This is a genomic window from Pantoea sp. USHLN256, from assembly GCF_037149875.1.
In the GTDB taxonomy this organism is placed as follows: Bacteria; Pseudomonadota; Gammaproteobacteria; order Enterobacterales; family Enterobacteriaceae; genus Pantoea; species Pantoea nemavictus.
Genome location: NZ_JBBCQO010000002.1, coordinates 821,143 through 836,927 on the forward strand (window position 1 = coordinate 821,143; position 15,785 = coordinate 836,927).

The 15,785-nt window shown below is 56.0% G+C and carries 15 protein-coding genes; 8 read left to right on the forward strand and 7 right to left on the reverse strand.

Annotated features, from left to right (window positions below):
• Positions 1-34 precede the first annotated feature (34 nt).
• Both WFL93_RS08675 and WFL93_RS08680 read left to right on the forward strand, forming a co-directional pair.
• Complete coding sequence (locus WFL93_RS08675) at positions 35-1,402, forward strand: DHA2 family efflux MFS transporter permease subunit (RefSeq protein WP_336777885.1); 1,368 nt, start codon at positions 35-37, stop codon at positions 1,400-1,402.
• A 114-nt stretch (positions 1,403-1,516) separates the two neighbouring features.
• Entirely contained in the window at positions 1,517-2,821 is a 1,305-nt protein-coding gene (locus tag WFL93_RS08680) for an MFS transporter (RefSeq protein WP_336777886.1), read from the forward strand.
• A gap of 52 nt (positions 2,822-2,873) precedes the next feature.
• Here WFL93_RS08680 and WFL93_RS08685 read toward each other — a convergent pair whose 3' ends face one another.
• The 4 genes from WFL93_RS08685 to WFL93_RS08700 form a co-directional block, all read right to left on the reverse strand.
• On the reverse strand, positions 2,874-3,440 hold the full coding sequence (locus WFL93_RS08685; protein ID WP_336777887.1) for a hypothetical protein: 567 nt from the start codon (positions 3,438-3,440) through the stop codon (positions 2,874-2,876).
• Between the two features lie 122 nt (positions 3,441-3,562).
• On the reverse strand, positions 3,563-4,222 hold the full coding sequence (locus WFL93_RS08690; protein WP_336777888.1) for an NAD(P)-binding oxidoreductase: 660 nt from the start codon (positions 4,220-4,222) through the stop codon (positions 3,563-3,565).
• 69 nt (positions 4,223-4,291) lie between these two features.
• The gene (locus tag WFL93_RS08695; RefSeq protein WP_336777889.1) at positions 4,292-5,008 is read right to left on the reverse strand and encodes a GNAT family N-acetyltransferase; all 717 of its coding nucleotides are present in this window, start codon (positions 5,006-5,008) and stop codon (positions 4,292-4,294) included.
• A gap of 9 nt (positions 5,009-5,017) precedes the next feature.
• The gene (locus WFL93_RS08700; RefSeq protein WP_336777890.1) at positions 5,018-5,893 is read right to left on the reverse strand and encodes a LysR substrate-binding domain-containing protein; all 876 of its coding nucleotides are present in this window, start codon (positions 5,891-5,893) and stop codon (positions 5,018-5,020) included.
• Between the two features lie 99 nt (positions 5,894-5,992).
• Here WFL93_RS08700 and WFL93_RS08705 point away from each other — a divergent pair, with 99 nt between their 5' ends.
• Both WFL93_RS08705 and WFL93_RS08710 read left to right on the forward strand, forming a co-directional pair.
• The gene (locus tag WFL93_RS08705) at positions 5,993-6,319 is read left to right on the forward strand and encodes a carboxymuconolactone decarboxylase family protein (RefSeq protein WP_049851162.1); all 327 of its coding nucleotides are present in this window, start codon (positions 5,993-5,995) and stop codon (positions 6,317-6,319) included.
• A complete protein-coding gene (locus WFL93_RS08710) occupies positions 6,301-6,693 on the forward strand; it encodes a tautomerase family protein (RefSeq protein WP_049851161.1) in 393 nt (130 codons plus the stop codon). Before WFL93_RS08705 ends, WFL93_RS08710 begins: the two co-directional genes overlap by 19 nt.
• 81 nt (positions 6,694-6,774) lie before the next feature.
• Here WFL93_RS08710 and WFL93_RS08715 read toward each other — a convergent pair whose 3' ends face one another.
• From WFL93_RS08715 to WFL93_RS08725, 3 genes are read right to left on the reverse strand one after another with little or no spacing between them, the layout of a single operon-like run.
• The gene (locus WFL93_RS08715) at positions 6,775-8,577 is read right to left on the reverse strand and encodes an ABC transporter ATP-binding protein (RefSeq protein WP_336777891.1); all 1,803 of its coding nucleotides are present in this window, start codon (positions 8,575-8,577) and stop codon (positions 6,775-6,777) included.
• On the reverse strand, positions 8,574-10,016 hold the full coding sequence (locus WFL93_RS08720) for a M81 family metallopeptidase (protein WP_336777892.1): 1,443 nt from the start codon (positions 10,014-10,016) through the stop codon (positions 8,574-8,576). The genes WFL93_RS08715 and WFL93_RS08720 overlap by 4 nt, the downstream gene beginning before the upstream one ends.
• 11 nt (positions 10,017-10,027) lie before the next feature.
• On the reverse strand, positions 10,028-11,161 hold the full coding sequence (locus WFL93_RS08725; protein ID WP_336777893.1) for an ROK family transcriptional regulator: 1,134 nt from the start codon (positions 11,159-11,161) through the stop codon (positions 10,028-10,030).
• A 317-nt stretch (positions 11,162-11,478) separates the two neighbouring features.
• Between WFL93_RS08725 and WFL93_RS08730 the strand changes: the two genes are divergently transcribed.
• From WFL93_RS08730 to WFL93_RS08745, 4 genes are read left to right on the forward strand one after another with little or no spacing between them, the layout of a single operon-like run.
• On the forward strand, positions 11,479-13,014 hold the full coding sequence (locus WFL93_RS08730; protein WP_049851158.1) for an ABC transporter substrate-binding protein: 1,536 nt from the start codon (positions 11,479-11,481) through the stop codon (positions 13,012-13,014).
• A gap of 18 nt (positions 13,015-13,032) precedes the next feature.
• Positions 13,033-13,953, forward strand: a complete 921-nt coding sequence (locus WFL93_RS08735) for an ABC transporter permease (RefSeq protein ID WP_336777894.1) — start codon at positions 13,033-13,035, stop codon at positions 13,951-13,953.
• On the forward strand, positions 13,953-14,819 hold the full coding sequence (locus WFL93_RS08740) for an ABC transporter permease (RefSeq protein WP_336777895.1): 867 nt from the start codon (positions 13,953-13,955) through the stop codon (positions 14,817-14,819). Before WFL93_RS08735 ends, WFL93_RS08740 begins: the two co-directional genes overlap by 1 nt.
• Positions 14,816-15,757, forward strand: coding sequence for an ROK family protein (locus WFL93_RS08745; RefSeq protein ID WP_336777896.1), 942 nt, complete (start codon positions 14,816-14,818; stop codon positions 15,755-15,757). Before WFL93_RS08740 ends, WFL93_RS08745 begins: the two co-directional genes overlap by 4 nt.
• Positions 15,758-15,785 lie beyond the last annotated feature (28 nt).

The following is a 15,785-nucleotide window of genomic DNA, read 5'->3' on the forward strand; positions in this document are numbered from 1 at the left end:
GGCAGGCTAAGGTTTTCTTCTTTGGAAACCTGGCATGACCCGTCCAATCTCACACTCTCCGGCAACCTTGATCAGGCTACAGCTCGGTATCTGCCTGGCCAGCTTTCTCGGCTGTATTGATTTCACAATTATTAATACCGCGTTGCCCGCGCTACAGCGGCACTTTGGCGGCGATATTGAAGATGTGCAGTGGGCGATGACGCTGTTTGTGATGGCGCTCTGTTGCTGCATGGTCATGTCCGCCAGGCTGGCTGAGCGTTTTGGTGCACGTCGGGTGCTGTACGCTGGAATGTTGCTGTTTGGTATCGCCTCGCTGGGCGCTGGACTGGCATTCAACCTACTGGCATTGAATATTTTTCGCTTGCTGCAGGGGGCGGGCTGCGCGGTGCTGTATACCGTTAGCGCCACTATTCTGATGGAGGCGATGCCTGCAGCCAGACGGGGGAGCGCGCTTGGCTGGCTGTTTGCTGCCAACGGCCTCGGGTTGGCGCTGGGGCCGGTGGCGGGCGGCGTGCTGGTCAGCTGGCTGGGTTGGCGTGCGGTGTTCTTGCTGAATGTGCCACTGCTGGCGCTGAGCTTCCTGTTTTGCTGCGGCAGCGTGGCGGCATCAAAAAGATGTGCTGACACCCGGCTGGATATACCCGGCTGGCTGCTGATGACCGCTGGATTGGTTCCATTGCTAATCTGGACCAGCCATGTCACGCGCTGGGGCATGTTATCGCTGCCGTCAATTTTAACACTGACGCTATCGCTGCTGTTGCTGCTGGCCTTTGTCATGGTGGAGAGACGTTCGCTGCAACCGGTCATCGATTTCCGCATGCTGCGTAACAGTGGCTTTGCGGCCGCTTGTCTGTTATCGGTGCTGCTGGCGATATTTTACTGCAGCGCATTTATGCTGATGCCGTTCCGGTTGATTGCCATTTTCCATCTAAACGATGCGCAGCTTGGCCTGATGCTGCTGCCGGTGACGCTGGTGATGGCGCTAATTTCGCCCTTAGCCGGTCGTCTTGCCGATCGCTTAACGGCCTGGCCGGTGATGGCGGCAGGATTTGCCCTGCTTACCGCTTCTGCATTGCTGCAGAGCATAAGCAGCTCATCGTTATCCCATTACATGCTGGCATTGGTATTGATGGGAGCTGGCTGGGGCGCAATTCTTGGACCCTCAGTCGCCGCCGCGCTCAGCGCATTACCTGCGGCGCGCCATGCGCAGGGAATAGGCATCTCCTGGACGCTGCACAATCTCGGTGGCGCGTTAGGACTGGCGATCGCTACACAGATCTATCAAACCGCTGCGACCTTAGGTTTTCAAGCAGTGATGTGGGGATTGGCGGGCAGCGCGCTGCTCGGCACGCTGGTAGCGATAAAGGGCGGAAGCCGTACTATGAGAGAAGTGGCTGAATAGCTGTTTATATCTCGTTGAACGCTTTCACATAAATCGGATAAATAAGACGATGTCCTTGACCTTGATGGCGCATGACGCATTCTGTTGACTCATCATTGGACGAGAGACTGCCGCATGCCGAAGCCCCACACTACATCCGATGCCCAGAAGCGCGCGTTGATCGCCGGTTCTGTGGGTAATTTCATTGAGTGGTATGAGTTTGCCGTTTACGGCTTTCTCGCCACGGTGATCGCGCAAAACTTCTTTCGTCTGCAGGGCGAAGCGGAGCTGACCGGTATTATCCTGACCTATGCTTCCTTTGCGGTGGCCTTCTTTTTCAGGCCGTTGGGGGCGATATTTTTTGGCCGCATGGGCGACCGCCTTGGGCGCAAGCCTACGCTGATTTTCGTCTTAATCATGATGACATTGGTGACGACAGCCATTGGTCTCATTCCTGTCTACGCCAGCATTGGCGTGGCGGCACCGCTGATCATTACCGGGCTGCGTATTCTGCAGGGCCTGTTCGCCGGTGGAGAATACGGCGGCGCGGTTTCCCTGATGACGGAATTCGCGCCCAAAGGAGAGCGCGGACGCTACGGCGCCTGGCAATCTTTCACCGTGGCATTAGGCCTGCTGGCGGGGGCAGGCATTGTGGCACTGCTCTCTGCGCTATTGACGGCGGATGAGATGCACAGCTGGGGCTGGCGTATTCCGTTCTTCCTCGCCTTGCCGATGGGTGCAGTAGCGCTGTGGTTGCGCTATAGCATGGAAGAGACGCCGAGCTTTGTGCGTCAGCAACAGGCCAAACAACAGCGCCAACCTCAACCGGTTAGCGCCAGCGTGGGGGCAACATTAAAAACTATCTTGCTGGCAATTAGCCGCGTGATGGTGTGGTCGGCGGCGGGCTATACCTATCTGGTGATTATGCCTACTTATTTACAGTCATCGCTGCACACCGGTTTTAATCAGGCGCTGCTGATTGCGGTGATCTCGAATCTTGGCTTTGCGGCGACCATCATTCCGGCGGGCATCCTCAGCGACAAAATCGGTCGGCGCAGCGTAATGGTGATCGCGGCCTGTTTATTATTGGTGCTGGCGCTTCCATTATTGAAAGTATTACAGGCCGAATCTTCGACGCTGCTGATCAAAGCGATGGTGGTGTTTGTCGCGGGTGGAATTGTCGGATTGCTGGCCGGACCGGGCCCGGCGATGTTGGCGGAAATGTTCCCAACGCGCGTGCGTTACACCGGACTTGGACTGGCCTATTCATTATCCAATGCGATTTTCTCCGGCTGTGCGGGACTGATCATCACCTCGCTGATTAAACAAACGGGTAATCTGGATATTCCGGCCTGGTACATTATGGTGACCGCCGCGATCAGTATTCCAGCACTGATGACGTTAAATAAGAGAGATCATTTGCGATCGCTGGATGAATAACAGTGACGTCTGATGTAAAAGGGCGCCTTTGCGCTGCGCCCGGTGAAAACAATTAACTGCCGCCAACAAGGTGAGTACAACGTTTATTCACATCCCAGCTCGGTTCCGGCACCGTTTGGAATTCGGTAAACACATTCGCGGGATTGGTCTTAGCCATAATGGTGTACGACTGTGGAATTTCGCGCGCACCGTAGCGTGGGGCGAGGAAATAGCGCTTACCCGGTTTTGGAATCAACGAAACCCACTGGGTTATCACATAGCCAGATGGGTTATAGAGGTACTGTCCGGCGACCACGGCATTGGGTCCGCCGCCGGTCAGCTGCTGAAAAGCAACCAATCTGTTTGGCGGGACTTTACGGGTGATGACGCTGCCATCGGCGCCCAGCACGCTGGAGTCTAATTCGTAACGTTCAACGCGGTCATAACAATCGCCTTTCTTTTCATAGAAAGCGACATAAAGTGTGCCGACATGGCCTTTATATTCCTGCACCACCAAGGTTGCAGCATCAGCACCTGAATAATCTTTATAGTCGAGCGGTAACAGCGCGGAGCAGCCTGCAAGTAGGCTAGCCGGAATAAAGGCCACCAGGCGTGACAATGATTGAATGGATAACAGCATGCGGTATTCCTTCCCTTATAAAATAACCGCAGCTGTTATCGGCACATTGTCTGTAAAGTTGATGGTAAAACGAAAAGCTATTCGGCCGATCCCGCCAGCCGAATAATGAGGTGCAATAGGTTTTAGCGGTTTACCATTTGCTTGATCGCTTCCTGCACCGGCACCTCTCCACCTGTCAGCTCGATGATGATGCGGCTGACGCCCGGCTGCTCGACCAGCTCTGCCAGCGTAGCCGCGACGTCATCGCGGGAGATATCGCCATAAGGGATCGCCAGCCCGGCGCGCACCAGGCCGCTGCCTTTCTCATCCGTCAGCGTGCCGGGGCGCAGGATCACCCAATCAAGGTTACTTTCCGCCAGCGCGACGTCTGCCATCTTCTTCACGCGCATGTAGTTTTCAAAGGTGCCGGAGAGGTTCTTAGCTCTGCCGGCTTCCGGAAACGCCGAAACCAGCAAAAAGCGTGCAATGCCGGCCTGCTGCGCGGCGGCTAAGGCGGTGTTTAATCCTTCGCCGTCAATAGCGTTTGTCATCTCTTCGCCGCCTTTGCCGCCGGCCCCGGCGGTAAACACCACCACGTCGCTGCCCGCCATCAATGCTGCGAGAGAAGTCACATCCAGCGCGGTTAAATCGCCGTTAATCGGCTCGGCGCCCAGCTCACGTAACGGCTGTTCCTGTTCAGCTTTACGGAACAGTGGATGGGCAACATGGCCCTTTTTAGCCAACAGGGCAGCAAGGCGGCGACCAATATTTCCCGCACCGCCAATGATAAATACCTTGGACATATAGGCCTCTCTGGTGGGTTTGAAAGCTGGCAAGTGTAGGATGCGATTGTGGTTAGCGCCACTGACGGCTTATGGAACACGGGTTGGGTCTGGAAAAAAAAAGCGCAGTTTCTGCCGCTCGCGCCCGCTCTCATCGATATTCTCCGCCGCCAGCCAGCGGCTTAATGCCTGATCAATCACCGGCCATTCGCTATCAATAATGGATAACCAATCGGTATCACGATTACGCTGTTTGCGCGTCATCGCCTGACGGAAACGGCCTTCGAAGGTAAATCCCATGCGCTCTGCCGCGCGACGCGATTCCTGATTCAGCGAGTCACAGCGCCAGGCGACGCGGCGATAACCCAGTGCGAAGGCCTGTTTGAGTAATAGAGTTAACGCCTCGCTGCCCAATACGTTGCGCTGCATCAGCGGCGACCAGGTGACATGGCCAATCTCGATTGCCCCGTTTTGCACATCGATATTGGCAAAGCACACCGCACCGACAGCCTGTTGGCGTGCATTGTCGATCACCGCATAACACACCAATGCGCTGTCGCTAATTTTGTTGGAAATCCACTGTTCCATCTCAATTAATGATTGCGGTTTGGCAGCGCCCAGCCAGGTCCAGTCGCGATCGTCCGGTGCCAGCGAGAAGGCAGTAAACAGCGCCTCGCTGTGCACCCGCTGCAGCGGGGCTAGCTGACAAAAGCGGCCCGTTAGCACTGCCGTGGGAGGAAAAGTGGCGGGTTGCCAGTCGGGTAAAGCCACACCAACGGGCTGACCATATTGATTGAGTTGTGTCACATCATCTCCTTAAAGGTAGCCTGCAACCGCGCGGGTGGTGAGCTGCACCAACATCTGCTGGGCAGCATCGTTAGCGTCATGCTGCCACAGGGCGATGCCCATGCTGCCAGGCGACGGCAACTGGGCGTTGAACGAGCGTAAACCCGCAGGTAACCCAATTTGGCTACGCAACGTGATGCCGAGCCCAGCCTGCACCGCCGCCCATACGCCACTGAGACTGTGGCTGGTGAACACCACGCGCCAGTCGATGCCCGCTTGCTCCAGCACGGCAAGTGCACGTGAACGCATCAGACACGGAGCGTCAAACATCACCAGCGGCAAGGCGTCGCCGCTTGAGAGAAGGGCGCTGAGAGAAAAATCCTCAGCGCCGATCCACGCCAGCGGTGTTTGTCCCAGCAGTTCACTTTGCGCGGGAAGATTATCACCCTGCCACAGCAGCGCCATATCGAGACTTTGCTCCGTCATCGCCTGCAGTAACGGCTGATTGCGATCCACGCGCGCGCTGATACGCACACTGGGATGCTGGCGACTAAAGGGACCAAGAATGCCCGGCATCAGTGACTCACCAAAATCCTCCTGCATACCGATACGCACTGCGCCCTGCAGCAGCTCGCCGCGCACGGCGCGCCAGGCCTCATCGTTCAGACAAAGCAGACGACGCGCGTAGCTCAGCAGGATTTCGCCGCCGGGCGTAAGCGCCAGATGACGTCCACATTTGGTCACCAGCTCCATGCCGCACTGCTGCTCCAGCTTTTTCAGCTGGGCGCTGACTGCCGATGTTGAGCGACACAGCTGCTGCGCTGCCAGCGCGAAGCTACCGCACTCAATCCCCAGCACAAAACTGCGCAGCGCATCGCTATCCAGCGAGACGGGAATCTTCTCCATAACCATCCTTCAAATCGGGATTATCAGTCCTGAATAATTTGATTTTCAGGATTGTAGCAGCGCATCACAATCGCTGCATGTTCAAGGCCGGAGAAAAACATGAGTAAGCCACTCGATCGTGATTCGTTACAGCGCGTTGCACCGAAATTAGCCGAATTAACCGAGCAGGTGCTTTTTGGCGATATTTGGCAGCGATCGCTATTGTCAGCGCGTGAGCGCAGTCTAATTACTCTCGCCACGCTTAGTGCGCTCGGTCGTGAGCAGCAGCTGCCGTGGCATCTCGATTTTGCCCAGAAAAACGGACTGAGCCGGGAAGAGCTGGTGGAACTCTTCACTCATCAGGCTTTTTATGCAGGATGGCCTGCGGCGGTAACTGCACTGGCTTTGCTGCAAGAGGAGAACCACTCATGCCCTTTAGCCGAATAACGGTGCGTGACGGCTGGAGCGATGCCGATCTGCAGACATTATCAGAGACGCTTCATGAGGTATTGGTGGCAGAATTTAACGTGCCAGCCAGCGATCGTTTTCAGGTGATTGAAACCGTCAGCGCGCAGCGATTTATTTATGATCGCAGCTACCTCAGCGGCGGTCGCAGCGACCGTTATGTGCTGCTCACTATCGTGGCGGGTAAGCCGCGCAGCATGGAACAGAAGCGAGCAACCTATCGCCTGTTGAGTGAACGCCTGCAGCAGCGGCTTGGGCTCGATCCCAATGATCTGATGATCATTACTCAACACACTCAACCCGAAGACTGGAGTTTTAGCAGCGGCGAAATGTTTGAATTGGGTATGATCCAATAGAACCGTACTTGTCGCGCATGGCATATAAATCTGTGCGTAACAAGTTGCGCCGCTACAGCATAGGCGATGGGTGAATATAAATTACTCCATCACCCAATGCCCAGCGCTCACTTCACGGTAGCGGCGCGTTTCCGGGACAAATCCCAGCGCGCGCACCGGACTTTTTAGTTCGCTGATGTCAATCTGACGTTTCACATGACGACGAGCCGGATCGGGCACCGGCACCGAGGACAACAGTTTGCGCGTGTAGTCATGCTGCGGGTTTTCAAAGATAGCCGCACGCGGGCCAATCTCGACGATTTCTCCCAGCAGCATCACCGCGACGCGATGGCTAATGCGCTCTACCACCGCCATATCATGTGAAATAAACAGATACGACAAGCCAAGACTCTGTTGCAGGTCGAGCAGTAGATTGATGATTTGCGCTTTCACCGTGACATCCAGCGCCGACACGGATTCATCGGCGATGATCATTTTAGGATCGAGCATTAAAGCGCGCGCGATGCAGATGCGCTGGCGCTGGCCGCCGGAAAATTCATGCGGATAACGTTTCATCATGCTGGCGGCCAGGCCAACGCGCTCCATCAGTGACGCCGCTTTTGCGCGCGCCTCGGCTTTGCTGCCTAAGCGATGCTGCAGAAAGGGTTCGGTAAGCGCCTCCAGCACCGACATACGCGGATTAAGGCTGGCGAACGGATCCTGGAAAATCATCTGCATGGCGCGGCGCAGGGTGCGCAGTTCATTGGCGGAGAGATTCAGCACGTCGTAACCATCAAAGGCCACTTCGCCCGCCGCTGGCGTAACAAGCCGTGTTAACGATCGTCCGGTGGTCGATTTTCCGCAGCCCGATTCGCCCACCAGCGACAAGGTTTCGCCCGGCATTAAATCAAATGAGATGTTCTCCACCGCATGCACCGCGCCGGTTTTGCGGCTAAAGACCCCTTCATGGATACTGAAGCGGGTGCTGAGATTTTTCACTGATAACAGCGGCTGGTGCGGTGTCGCGGCAGCTGCGGCGACCGCTGTCGCCGTATCATCAAGGGAGAACTTACGCGGGCCATCAATACCGCGCATCGCACCTAACTGCGGCACGGTGGCAATCAGCGTGCGGGTATAATCGGCGGCGGGTGCCGAGAAGATGGCGGCGGTGGTGCCGGTTTCTACTACATCGCCCTGATACATCACCAACGTACGATCGGATACTTCGGCAACCACGCCCATATCATGCGTGATAAATAGCACGGCGGTGCCTTCCTCTTCCTGCAACGTTTTGATCAGGTCGAGAATTTGCCCCTGAATCGTCACGTCGAGCGCGGTAGTGGGTTCATCCGCAATCAACAGCTTTGGCCGCAGCGCCAGCGCCATGGCAATCATCACACGCTGACGCATCCCGCCGGAGAAATGGTGCGGATAATCATTAAAACGTTTGGCGGCGTTCGGGATGCGTACCTTCTCCAGCAGACGAATCGTCTGTTCACGCGCGGCACGTTTACTGATTTTGCGATGATTGATCAGCGCTTCCGCAATTTGATTACCGATAGTGAAGGAGGGATTGAGGCTGGTCATCGGCTCCTGAAAAATCATCGCTACCGCGTTGCCCCGCATATCGCGCATGGCGGACTCGCTCAGCGTCAGCAGATCAACGCCATTGAGCATAACCTTGCCGCTTACGCGCGCGTGGCGCATGTTGAGTAAGCGCATAATCGCCATTGAGGTAACGCTTTTGCCCGATCCCGATTCACCGACGATCGCCAGCGTTTCGCCCGCCGCGACGGTTAACGACACATTTCTCACCACCTCGCGCCATTGATGGTCAACGCGGAAGGCGACCGTCAGATTTTCAATGCGCAGAACCGGTTCGACTGCTGCAGAAGAGTTGCTCATTTCGCTGCCACAAAACGCGCTGACAGGTGGCTTACCGGCAGGAAGCTGAAGTTAGTATCAAACGGGTAAGCAGGCTGCAATTTGCGCTTGCGTGTTAAGCGTTCCACATACTGATCGACTACGCCTTCCGACAGCGCCATTAAATTGGGATTAGCCAGCGGCGCCAGCTCCGGCGACAAATAGCCCGATTTGACTACCACGATTTTGGCGCTTGCCGGATCGAGGCCGAGCAGGGCGAAATCCGCCAGATTGTGATAGGGACGGCGACGATCGGCCACCACCAGCGTAATGCCGTCGATTTGCAGCAGCGCCTGTTTTGCCAGCGAACGGGCATCGTCGCTAAGATGCTTCACCACGAATTCGCCTTGCACTTTTCCGCCTGCCGGATCGAGCGAGGCACCCACGTTGAGCTGCAGCGTGGCGCCCACGCCAGCGGCAAACGCCGCATCGGTGGCGGGTTTATCGGTAATTCCTGCCACGATAACGTTCTGAGCCCGCTGGCGAATCAGTTCGGCCAACACATCAGCACGATCGCCCACGCCGCCGCCGGTAGGATTATCACCAGAATCAGCCAGAATTACCGGTGCGGTTTCACTGGCGATGGCCATGGTTACGCACGCCTCAATGCTGCCGGTAACGCAGCCAAAACTGAATTCGTCGCGCGCCTGCCAGTAAGCCAATGCCAGTTTGGCGGCTTGCTCAGATAACACATCCGCGTCGGTACCGGTCATGATTGCAGCGGCGGTGGCACGCGGTTCATCGGCCCAAACGTAGCCAACCATCAGCGACGCATCCCAGATGTGTTCCAGCGCATTAATTGCAGGTAAACGTGCATACAAACTTTTGGCTGGCTCATCTTCCGTGCTGGTACGTTCACCGGGCAACACTACCGGAATCGGCGCCCACACCACGCCCGGTTTAACCCCGCTTTGCAGGCTTTTAACCAGCATCGATACCGAGCGGCGCATGGTCTCTTCCACATCAATGTGTGGCGCAGTGCGATAGGTGGAGAACATATCGATGGCATCGATGATACGCTGCGTAACATTGCCATGCAGATCGTAGCTCACCGTAATCGGGCAATCTGCGCCAACTAACTCGCGGGTGGCGCTGATCCAGTCGCCTTCGGCATCTTCCATGCCTTCGACGTACACCGCACCGTGCATGGCGAGATAAACGCCATCCACCGGTAAATGTGCGGCCAGGCGCGTCAGGAAATCGTGCTTAAAATCTTCGTAAGTGATGCGAGCCACCGGGCCGCCGGCGATGGCGCGCGCGTGGAAGGTGGGCAGAAACTCGGCATCATAATCCTGCAGAAAGGCAAAGTAGGGGTTGGTAATCAGGTCATCACCGCGCACGATGCGGAAGTCGTCGGCATAATTCAGCACCGGATTGTAAGTACTGCACTCAGTATGAATTCCACCAAAAGCAATGCGCATAGCAGCCTCCGCTAGTCGGGTAAGTGAATGATAAAACGATACGCCGCCACACTGGCCGCGGCTCTGGCCCAGCTCTCTTCATCAATGACCATGCTGGATATCGGCGTTTTGCCGATAATCGATGGCAACACGTGGCTATCAATCGCCTGCAGCACCACGGTTTTTAGCAGCCCGTCAAACGCATCGGGCTGATGGGCAATCACAATCATTTCGGGGTCATTCATCTGGATTATGTTGGCGATCGCCAGGCCCAGCGCATGGCCGGCCTGATGTAAAATTGCGATCGCTGCGCTGTTGCCTTTCACCGCCAGCGCCTCCAGCTCGGTAATCGAACCGCTCTCCAGCGCTTTATCGCGCATGCTTTCACGAATGGCGGTTAACGACGCCAGCGTATCAAGGCAGCCGCGTTTGCCGCAGCGGCAGGGACGCCCGCCTGGTTCGATGGTGCAGTGGGCAATTTCACCGGCGCCGCCGTGCGCCCCGCGATGCAGTTGCCCCTGAAAAAAGTGCGCCGCGCCAATGCCATCACCATGGGAAATCAGGCTGAAATTGCGCGCCTTTTTCGCCACCCCGAATATCTTCTCGCTCACCGCCAGCGCTTTGGCATCGTTCTCCAGCGAAACATCCAGCCCGGTTTGCTGTTTCAACAGCTCGGCGAGCGGCACATTCTTCCAGCCCAGCAGCGCCGACTGCACGCAAACAGCCTGATTTTCATCGACAAAGCCGGAGAGGGTAACGCCAAGACCGATCAGCTGATCAGGCGAAATCGCTTTTTGCGCAATCAGCGCCGGAATCGCAGCTGCAATGGTCACCGCCAGCTGCTGAGGATCGAGATTCAGCGCCATGTCGGTGGAAGCCAGCGTGCGGCCATGCATATCAATCAACACTAAAACCACGCGCTCACCGAGCAGCGAAGCACCGAGAAAATAGGCGCTGTCGGCGCGCATTTTTAATAAAATTGATGGACGACCCTGCCCAGTAGATTCAGCAGCACTCTCCTCCAGCAGTCCGGCGCTCAGCATCTCTTTTACCAGCGGACTAATTGCGGCTTTGCTCAACTTCATCTTTTCCGCCAGCGCGGTGCGGCTCATCCCATGCGAGGCAATAAGCAAACGTAAAATTTGTTGCTGATGGGGATTGAGCATGCGGGTTCTCACAGCGTTAACACTTATGCGCTGACAATAATAAGGCCAGAAAACAAATACAACGATATTTAGTTAATTTTCTGAATGCAGATCTAATTATAAGTAAATTATATGAACCTACGTCTTGGCTTTTGTTTAGGGATTGTGGCTTATATAGCGCAATGTTTATCAACAAAGCAGTAGATATCGTATCGCTGCCCGCACATTTCGTAGCGGCGCAATTTATTGCGCAATAAATTGCGCCGCTACAGATGGTGCGTGGTGGTAATGACGTGCATTCATTCACCGATCGTTTCAATGATTCATTGAGGGCCTTCATGGAAAGCAAACATAAGCATTTCAAGGTACTGACGCTGGCCGGTTGTCTATTGGCGTCACTGGCGAGCGCCTCCGTTTTCGCCAGTCAGCTGGTGATCATGCAAAACGAACCGCCGCGCAGCATGGACCCAGGCAACCAAACCGCGACCTTTACCGGTACGGTGCTGGACCCGATGTATGAAGGCCTTACACGTCTCGGTGATGACGGCAAAATCATTCCGGCATTAGCGCTGTCGTGGACATCCGATGAAAGCGGACTCAACTGGACATTTACCCTGCGGCCCAATGTGAAATTCCATGACGGCACGCCATTTAATGCCGATGCGGTAGTAGAAAACTTTCAGCGCCATTTAAATACGCAGCGCGGTTTAGCGGGCAGCGGCAAAATTCGCACCTTTATTCAGGATGTGAAGAAAAAAGACGATTTGACTGTCACGTTTCAGCTGAAAAAAATCAATCCGGCATTTTTAACCGTATTAGCCTCTGGTCCGGGTTTAATGGTGAGCCCAAAAGCAGATAAAGACGGCACAATTAACAATAAAGCTGACGGCACGGGCCCGTATAAATTGGTGCAATACAAATCCGGCGAATATGTGCTTGAACAAAAGAATACTGACTATTGGGGAAAATCCTCCGGTCCGGATGAAATTAAATGGACGTGGAGCAGCGAACCTTCAGTAATGAATATGGCGCTGCAATCGGGGCAGGTCGATATTATTAACCCGGTGCCGCCGCAGTTTGCTGGCATGTTGAAAAACAATGCCAACGTCAATCTGAAACAGTCGCCGGGTGCGGCGGTGTTCTGGGTCGATCTCAATACCCAGAGCAAAGCGCTCAGCGATGTCCGCGTGCGCCAGGCGTTGAATTTCGCCACGGACCAACAGGCGCTGGTCAAAGCCATCATGTTTGGCTATGCGCAACCGGCTAACTCTGCGCTGGCACCGGTTGATCCAAACTACGACAAGAATCTGCACGACTATCCGTACGATGTGCAGAAAGCCAAAGATCTGCTGAAAGCGGCGGGCTACGCCGATGGCTTCGCGCTTTCGATTGCGGTACAGGCGCCAGATGCGCGCACCGCGCAGGTGTTACAGGGCATGTGGAGCAAAATTGGCGTAAAACTTACCGTGCGCCAGATGGAGAGCGGCGTATGGACCAAAGCCGCCTTTGCCGATGGCAAAGAGAAAGCCGCGCAGGGGACCGATGCGGTGCTGGCATCCTGGTCTTCTGGCTTATACGGCTCAGACCTGCAGTTGCGTCCGCTCTATCACACCAGCAGTTTCGCGCCGGGCGGCGCCAACCTCGGCTTCTTTAGCGACAAACAGACGGATGAACTCATCGATACCGCAGCCTCCACGCTCGACGATGCCAAACGCAAAGATCTCTATTTCCAGGCACAAAAGCAGATCAGCGGATTAGCGCCGCAGGTGCTGCTGTTCTATCAGGACGATCTCTATGCCGCACGTAAAAATATCAGCGGTGTGATCATGCAGCCGGGCGGACAAATTGTCGTGCGCGATGCGGTGAAGCAATAAACCAATGGCTGATGTGAAATGAAAGCGTACGTCGCAAAAAAGGTGCTTTCGCTGCCGCTCATTATCTTCGGCGTGTCGATCATCGTGTTTATCGCCATCCGTGCGCTGCCGGGCGATCCGGCGCGGCTGATGGCCGGCCCGGAAGCGCCGCAGGAAGCGGTGGACAGTATGCGCGTGCGGCTGGGGCTGGATCAGCCCTTGCCGCTGCAATACGTCAAGTTTGCCGGGGAAGCGCTGCATGGCAACCTCGGATTGTCGCTGCAGTCGCAGCGTCCGGTGATGACGGAAATCAGTGAGCGGTTGCCCTACACCTTATCGCTGGCGGCGCTGGCTTATCTGCTGGCGATTGCGATTGGTGTACCGGCGGGGATGACTGGCGCAATTTATCGCCAGCGCATTCCCGACCAAATCGTTATGGTGCTGACCATCGCCGGTGCGTCGATTGCTAACTTCTGGCTGGCGCTACTGGCGATGAACTACTTTGCCGTAGAGCTGGGCTGGCTGCCGCTGCTGGGCGCTGATTCATGGAAAAACTACATCATGCCCACCGTCACGCTGGCGATCTTGCCGATGGCGATGATTGCCCGCATGACGCGTTCCAGCATGCTGGATGTGTTGAGTCAGGATTACATTCGCACCGCCAAAGCCAAGGGATTGTCCTCTGGCAGCATTCACTGGAAGCACGCGCTGCGTAATGCGCTGATCCCCATCGTCACCATTGTCGCCCTCAACTTCGGTAGCCTGATTGGCGGCGCGGTGGTCACCGAATCGGTGTTCAACTGGCCGGGGATTGGCCGCTTGCTGGTGGATTCAGTGCGTTACCGCGACTATCCGGTGATTCAGGGCGTCACCCTGGTTGCCGTAACCGGCGTGGTGTTGATGAACCTGGTGGGCGAAATTTTGATTGGCTTGCTCAACCCGAAAATAAGGTTCGACTGATGAACAGTATTGAAAGCGCCGCGCTGCCGCCGCGTTCGCGCAGCCAAAACCTGCTCAGAATCCTGATCGCCAATCCGTCAATTGCCATTGGCGGCGCGCTGGTGCTGCTGGTAGTCCTCGCCGCCGCGCTGGCTCCGCTGATTACCCATTGGGATCCGGTCGAGCAGGATTTACTTAATACCTTACAAGCGCCTTCGGCCGCGCACTGGTTTGGTACCGACGATTATGGTCGCGACATCTTTTCACGCGTGATTTACGGTGCGCGCATCACGCTATTTGAAGTGAGCCTCAGCGTGGCAATATCCATGGTGATCGGCATTCCGCTCGGCATCATCTCCGGATTGGCCGGACGCAAGATTGATGCGCTCATCATGTGGGTGATGGATATCATCTTTGCCTTTCCCGGCATTGTGCTGGCGATTTTGATTGTTAGCGTATTGGGCGAAGGACTTACCAATATGCTGATCGCCATCTCGCTGTTCTCGATTCCGGTGTATGCGCGCCTGAGCCGCAACCTGACACTCGGCCTGAAGAATATGGAGTACATCGAAGCGGCGCATATGCTTGGCGTGCGCTATCCGCGCATCATCACGCACTATATTTTGCGCAACTCAATTGGCCCGCTGATTGTCCAGTCGACGTTAACGGCGGGCGCAGTGGTGCTTTCTGCCGCCAGCCTCTCTTTCCTCGGCTTAGGCGTGCAGCCGCCAATGCCAGAGTGGGGTACAATGATGAGCGACGGGCGCAACTTCCTTGGCCTGAATATCTATGTGTCACTCTTTCCCGGATTGGCGATTTTGATTACCGTACTGGGCTTCAACGTGCTCGGTGATGGATTACGTGATGTGATGGATAAACGTTTATGAGTGAACAACCTGCGGTAATTTGCCTCGATCTGGGCGGCTCATTTATCAAGTTAGGCGCGATGGATGCGCAGGATCAATTAACCCTGCTCGATCAGCGACCGATCCCGGCCGCCAGCTGGGAAGATTTCACCGCGCTGGTTAGCCAGATGATTGCCCAACATCAGGCGCATTTTGCCACCCATAGCCCGCTGGCGATCTCCACCGCCGGCATTGTGGCGCCAGAGTCAGGCGAGATGTTTGCCAGTAACATTCCCGCGTTTCATCAGCGCAGTCTGGCTAACGAACTGGGCGCGCTGCTGCACCGCCAGGTCATTGTGCATAACGATGCTGACTGCTTTACCGTGGCCGAAGCGTTAGCCGGTGCCGGCAAAGGGCATAAAGTGGTGTTTGGCGCCATCCTCGGCTCAGGCGTGGGCGGCGGATTAGTGGCGGATGGCCGCATTATTACCGGACAAAATGGTTTGACCGGCGAATGGGGACACGGGCCGATTACGCTCACCGAAGTGGAAATTGATGGCACCACCGTGCGCCTGCCGCGCCTGAGCTGCCCGTGCGGACAAAAGGGCTGCCTCGACAGTTACGGAGGCGCGCGCGGTCTGGAGAATCTGCATCAGACGTTACATAACTGCACCGCCAGCAGCGTTGAGATAATTACACGCTGGCAGCAGCAGGATGCGCTGGCACAGCAAACCATCAAGGCGTGGCTACAGCTGGTCGGTCAGCCGCTGGCCTACAGCATCAATATTACTGGTGCCTCACGCGTGGCGGTGGGGGGCGGATTGGCGTCCGTAACATCGCTGATCGCAGCATTGGACGAGGTGGTGCAGGGCTATGTATTACGCCGCACCTCACAGCGTTTAGTGGTTCCCGGCGAGTTCGCGCATCACGGCGGCATGATGGGCGCCGCGCTATTGGCCCGGCAAAGTCGCCAATACTGAATTCATGCACGTTTTGTAGCGGCGCGAT

Excerpts from the sequence above, each read along its gene's own strand:
- WFL93_RS08680 (WP_336777886.1), top strand. The coding sequence starts at position 1,517 with ATGCCGAAGCCCCACACTACATCCGATGCCCAGAAGCGCGCGTTGATC.
- WFL93_RS08725 (WP_336777893.1), bottom strand. The coding sequence starts at position 11,161 with ATGCTCAATCCCCATCAGCAACAAATTTTACGTTTGCTTATTGCCTCG.
- WFL93_RS08730 (WP_049851158.1), top strand. The coding sequence starts at position 11,479 with ATGGAAAGCAAACATAAGCATTTCAAGGTACTGACGCTGGCCGGTTGT.
- WFL93_RS08700 (WP_336777890.1), bottom strand. The coding sequence starts at position 5,893 with ATGGAGAAGATTCCCGTCTCGCTGGATAGCGATGCGCTGCGCAGTTTT.
- WFL93_RS08715 (WP_336777891.1), bottom strand. The coding sequence starts at position 8,577 with ATGAGCAACTCTTCTGCAGCAGTCGAACCGGTTCTGCGCATTGAAAAT.
- WFL93_RS08685 (WP_336777887.1), bottom strand. The coding sequence starts at position 3,440 with ATGCTGTTATCCATTCAATCATTGTCACGCCTGGTGGCCTTTATTCCG.
- WFL93_RS08735 (WP_336777894.1), top strand. The coding sequence starts at position 13,033 with ATGAAAGCGTACGTCGCAAAAAAGGTGCTTTCGCTGCCGCTCATTATC.
- WFL93_RS08745 (WP_336777896.1), top strand. The coding sequence starts at position 14,816 with ATGAGTGAACAACCTGCGGTAATTTGCCTCGATCTGGGCGGCTCATTT.
- WFL93_RS08740 (WP_336777895.1), top strand. The coding sequence starts at position 13,953 with ATGAACAGTATTGAAAGCGCCGCGCTGCCGCCGCGTTCGCGCAGCCAA.
- WFL93_RS08675 (WP_336777885.1), top strand. The coding sequence starts at position 35 with ATGACCCGTCCAATCTCACACTCTCCGGCAACCTTGATCAGGCTACAG.
- WFL93_RS08705 (WP_049851162.1), top strand. The coding sequence starts at position 5,993 with ATGAGTAAGCCACTCGATCGTGATTCGTTACAGCGCGTTGCACCGAAA.
- WFL93_RS08710 (WP_049851161.1), top strand. The coding sequence starts at position 6,301 with ATGCCCTTTAGCCGAATAACGGTGCGTGACGGCTGGAGCGATGCCGAT.
- WFL93_RS08690 (WP_336777888.1), bottom strand. The coding sequence starts at position 4,222 with ATGTCCAAGGTATTTATCATTGGCGGTGCGGGAAATATTGGTCGCCGC.
- WFL93_RS08720 (WP_336777892.1), bottom strand. The coding sequence starts at position 10,016 with ATGCGCATTGCTTTTGGTGGAATTCATACTGAGTGCAGTACTTACAAT.